Raw genomic sequence first — 4322 nt, 5'->3', positions numbered from 1 at the left:
CACAGCCTTTTCCCGCGGTATGTCACCGGAATCCCGGTCGTTCGTACCATCGTGGGAGGACCGGGATCAAGTGGTGGAGGAAAGCACCGCCAGGCGTGCCTGTTCCACGGGAGAGACACGCAGGGACCAGGCGCTCCAATTGGGGTGCTTGATCCGGCTCTTGTGCCTTCCGGTGCGGATGGTCCTCAGCTCGTTGTGGCTGATACCGGCCTTGTACTGGACCTCGTGCTTCGCGACGCCGGCGATCCCGGATGCCTCGGAGACGACGCCGTCGTTGTACGACGACACGGTGGTCCAGTCGGTGGTCCAGCCGGTTCGCTGGTTGGTCTTCGGCATGACCGTCCCGAGGCTCTTGAGGAACGCGCTCCTCGGCTTCATCTCCTTGCACTGCGCGAAGATCCTGCTGCAGGTGTAGCCCGCCTTGGTTCCGCCGTGCGGGGTGCCGAGCGTGACGACGTCCTCGATGTAGAGCTTCTTCGGGAAGCCCGGGGTGCCCTTGCTGCTGTGGTAGAGGGCGGCGCGGACGATGAGACCGCCCATGGAGTGGGCGACGACGTCGACCTTCTCGTTCTTCTTGGAGTAGTTGTCAGCGATGTAGTTCGCGAACACCTTGGCCACGGTGTTGAGAGACTTGTTGCGGGTGCCGTTCTTGTACGTGTACGAGCAGTTCTTGTCGCCCTTGTAGTAACCGAAGGTGAGCAGGTTGCCCTTCCAGTTCTTGTTCTTGAAATGCGTCCGGGCGGACGAGAAGTACTTGGAGCAGTCGTGCTTTCCGGTCGGCGCGAACCCGTGAACGAAGATGACCCGGTTGCCCGATCCGTTCGAGTGGCTCGGCGCCGCGCCGGCCGGCGTGACCGTGAGCATGGTGACGGCGAGTGCCAGCATCGCGGAAAGAAACAGCGTGAGCCGTTTCAATGACCTCTGCATGTGAATTCCCCGTGTTCTGTGGTGAGTTGTTCGTGCTGAACTCTTGGTCTGAAATTAATGGACCCACCGGAGTAACACATGTCACGTGAACGCGTGACAGCGCCGCCGTTCCCTCGGCCGGCCCCCGCGCCCGCCCTTGCCCCTCCACGCCTCTCCGCCTCTGTCCTGTGCGGTCGCGTTCGTCTACGCTGACGGACAGATCTCATCCGCAGGTGGGGGAAACACTGTGAGGAACGGGGCGCATCCCCTTGCCTTTCTCGGCGGAAGCGGGAATCCCTCCGGTGGACGCGTCCCCCCGACGCAAGGCCCCGCCCAGCTCCAACTCCGGCGCCGGTTCGCGCGCCTGGCCGCCGTCCTGCGCGCGGCCGGTGCTCTCGGCGCGGCCCTGGTGGCCGTGGTCGGCTTCGCACCGCCCGCCCGGTCGATGTGGGTGGCCGTGGCGGTCGTCGGACTGCTGCTGTGGAGCGGCCTGTTCACCGTACTGACGCTGAGGCCTCATCCTCGTACCTGGCTCTACGCCGGTGACACCGTCATCGTCGTGGCACTCTGCCTGGCGCAAGGCGACCTGGTCCCGGTTGAGGTCCTGGAAGCCAGCGCCGGCTCCGGATGGATCGACATGGTCGCCCGTACCGGAGTGCTCATCGCCCAGTTCACGCTGCGCCTGCCGCTGGCGGCGGCCTCGACGCTCGCCATCGCGGCCGCCCACGCGGTGGGCGCCGGCGTACGGGACGCCTCTGTGGTGCTGGTGCTCCAGGGGCTGCTCGCCGCCGCTGTCGTGGCCCTGCTGGAACGCGGAGCGTGCAGGGCGGACCTCGCGCTGTCCGAGGAGGCGTCCGCCCGAGCGGCGGAACGTGCCCGGTCCGCCGCCCGCACCGACGAGATGGACCAGCAGCGGCTGCTGCACGACACCGTGCTCGCCACGCTCACCATGGTGGGCACCGGCAGCATCACCCGTGGCTCTGCCGCGCTGCCGCAACGGGCCGCGGCCGACCTGGCCGTCATCGAGGGCCTGCAGGCGCACCCTCACATGGCACGCGCCACGGCGCACGGCCCGGCACCACTGGATGTCGCACTGCGGACCGTCGTACTGACACAGCACGTCGGCCTGCCCGCTTTGGACATCGAGTTCGACGTGCCGCCGCTGGACCTGCCCCACGAGGTCGTGGAAGCCCTCGCGCACGGTACCGGCGAGGCCCTGGCCAACGTGGCCCGGCACGCGGGCACCCGCGCCGCCCGGGTGACGGCGCGACATGTCGGGGAAGGGGGCGTCGCGGTCGAAATACGCGACAGCGGACGCGGGTTCGACCCCGCGGCCGTTCCGGCCCATCGGCGGGGTCTGCGCGAGTCGCTGCAGGGCCGGATGACCGCCGTGGGCGGCAGCGCCCGGGCGATATCGTCCCCCGGCTCCGGCACACGAGTCGAGCTGAGGTGGGAACCATGATTGCCGATGCGGTCGAGAAGGACACGGTGCACGACACCGAAGACGTCACCGAGGGCGCCGTTGCGAACGCCGTCGAAGATGCCGTCGAGGGCATGGTCGCCACCCGCTTCGGCAAGGTCGTCGACATCGGGCTGGTGGCGATCGTCGGCGTCTGGCACCTGGGCCTGGACTCCGTACGGGTGCTCAGGAGCTGGCCGGTGTACGAGCCGCCTGCCGTCGCCGCAGGTGCCTGGCTGGCTCTCACGCTCATTCAGACGATCGGGTCCGTCCTGCTGCTGCGTTCCGCGCTCGGCGCGCGCACCGCGCGGCTCCTCGCGGGGGCGGCGCTGGCCACCGGCGTCGCCGCCGCCACCGCGTACCCGCAGGGCGGGGCGATCAGCGACGCGAGCTGGGCGTGGAACACCGTGGGCTGGTTCGGCATGCTGCTTCTGATGCAGCGTCCGCTGTGGGAACTGATCACCCTGCTCGGCGCCAACACGGCTGTCACGGTGGGTTTCCTGGCCGCCGACGGCGCACTCGATCACGTCACCCTCTCCCGCCTGCTGGCCTCGGTGTACGTCACCGCCGGTATCCAGCTGACCTTCGCGTATCTGGTGAGGCAGCTCAACGACGGTGCGCGGGAGGCCACCGAGATCGCCACCGCGCAGGCGGAGCTCCTCGCCCGGGCCACGGCCGACGAGACCGTGCACACCGAGCGCCGGCGCCGCTACGCGTACCTGCGCATGAGGGTGGAACCGTTGCTGCGAGGCCTCGCCGAAGGCCGCCTGGATCCGGGGGACGGCGTGGTACGCCGCCGCGCGGCCGTCGAGGCGGCCCGCCTGCGCAGGCTGTTCGTGGAGACGGACGACACCCCGCACCCGCTCCTGCACGAACTGCGGGCCTGCGCCGACGTCGCCGAGCGGCGTGGCGTACGCGTCACGCTGCTGAGCTACGGCGAACTGCCCGACCTGCCCTCGCCCGTCCGCCGTGAACTGGCGGAAGGGGCCCTGCTGGTCCTGGCGACCGCTGCCACCCGGGCCCGGTTGACCGTGGTGTCCACACCAGAGGAGGTCGCGGTGAGCGTGGTGGCCGACGCACCGTCTGAGACGCATGTGGAACCGCCGAACCTTCTCATCACATCCTCCATGTACGACCAGGAGGAGGAACAGCTGTGGTGGGAAACCCGGTGGCCGTTACGCCCGGCTCCCTGAGCGTTGCCGTCGTCGACGACCACCCCGTAGTCATCGAAGGCATCCAGGCCTGGCTGTCCCAGGAGCCGAGGATCTCGGTACGGCAGACCGGCGAGGCCGTGGATGTGCAGCCTGGTGTCGTGGACGTCCTGATTCTCGATCTGAACCTGCACGGCCGCCTCGTGGTCGACGACATCGCCACGCTGGCCGCGGCTGGTCAACGGGTCATCGCCTTCTCGCAGTTCACTGAGCAGCGGGTGGTCCTCGAATCGCTGGAGGCCGGCGCGTGCGAGTTCGTCGCGAAGAACGAGGGCCGGGCGCACCTCGTGAACGCGGTGCTGGCAGCGGCGGGCGACAGGCCCTATGTCACCCCGACCGCCGCCGGGGTCCTCGTCGGCGACCGCGGGGCGAGCCGGCCCCGCCTCTCCTCCCAGGAACGTACCGCTCTCCTGTGGTGGTTCCAGTCCATGTCGAAGGCCTCGGTGGCCCGGCGCATGGGTGTCTCGGTCCACACAGTGGACATCTACATCCGCCGGGCACGAGTCAAGTACGCCCAGGTCGGCAGAACCGCCCCGACCAAGGCCGACATGCTGGCCCGGGCCATCGAGGACGGCCTGGTGACCCCCGACGACATCACGAGCTACGAATCAGCGGCCTTCAACGAGAACTGAACCGGACGACGCGGCGCACACGGCGAGGGCTTCGTCGAGCCGGACGTGGTGGCGTACGAAACGGGTCCCGTGACCCCCGGGCGGACCGAGGCCGGGTGCACTGGGCGTCACCAG

General features: G+C 69.1%; 4 protein-coding genes. 3 read left to right on the top strand and 1 reads right to left on the bottom strand.

The features are described 5' to 3' along the window. Window positions 1-66: 66 nt before the first annotated feature. Window positions 67-927: an esterase/lipase family protein gene (locus tag ACFWGJ_RS42400; protein WP_387334303.1), complete on the bottom strand. Its 861-nt coding sequence runs from the start codon at window positions 925-927 to the stop codon at window positions 67-69. A gap of 226 nt (window positions 928-1153) precedes the next feature. Between ACFWGJ_RS42400 and ACFWGJ_RS42395 the strand changes: the two genes are divergently transcribed. The 3 genes from ACFWGJ_RS42395 to ACFWGJ_RS42385 are packed head-to-tail and all read left to right on the top strand — an operon-like array spanning window position 1154 to window position 4208. Beyond that, a complete protein-coding gene (locus tag ACFWGJ_RS42395; protein ID WP_387334302.1) occupies window positions 1154-2368 on the top strand; it encodes a sensor histidine kinase in 1215 nt (404 codons plus the stop codon). After that, window positions 2365-3558, top strand: coding sequence for a hypothetical protein (locus ACFWGJ_RS42390; RefSeq protein WP_387334301.1), 1194 nt, complete (start codon window positions 2365-2367; stop codon window positions 3556-3558). The genes ACFWGJ_RS42395 and ACFWGJ_RS42390 overlap by 4 nt, the downstream gene beginning before the upstream one ends. Continuing rightward, the gene (locus tag ACFWGJ_RS42385) at window positions 3534-4208 is read left to right on the top strand and encodes a response regulator (RefSeq protein ID WP_387334300.1); all 675 of its coding nucleotides are present in this window, start codon (window positions 3534-3536) and stop codon (window positions 4206-4208) included. Before ACFWGJ_RS42390 ends, ACFWGJ_RS42385 begins: the two co-directional genes overlap by 25 nt. Window positions 4209-4322 lie beyond the last annotated feature (114 nt).

Origin of the sequence: Streptomyces sp. NPDC060205, assembly GCF_042728395.1 — a bacterium.
Lineage (GTDB): Bacteria > Actinomycetota > Actinomycetes > Streptomycetales > Streptomycetaceae > Streptomyces.
The sequence above is the reverse complement of the archived record's forward strand: the minus strand, read 5'-3'. Positions and strand labels throughout refer to the sequence as shown.

What these genes read in the sequence shown, in the direction of transcription:
- ACFWGJ_RS42400 (WP_387334303.1), bottom strand. Translation starts at nt 927, where the DNA reads ATGCAGAGGTCATTGAAACGGCTCACGCTGTTTCTTTCCGCGATGCTG.
- ACFWGJ_RS42390 (WP_387334301.1), top strand. Translation starts at nt 2,365, where the DNA reads ATGATTGCCGATGCGGTCGAGAAGGACACGGTGCACGACACCGAAGAC.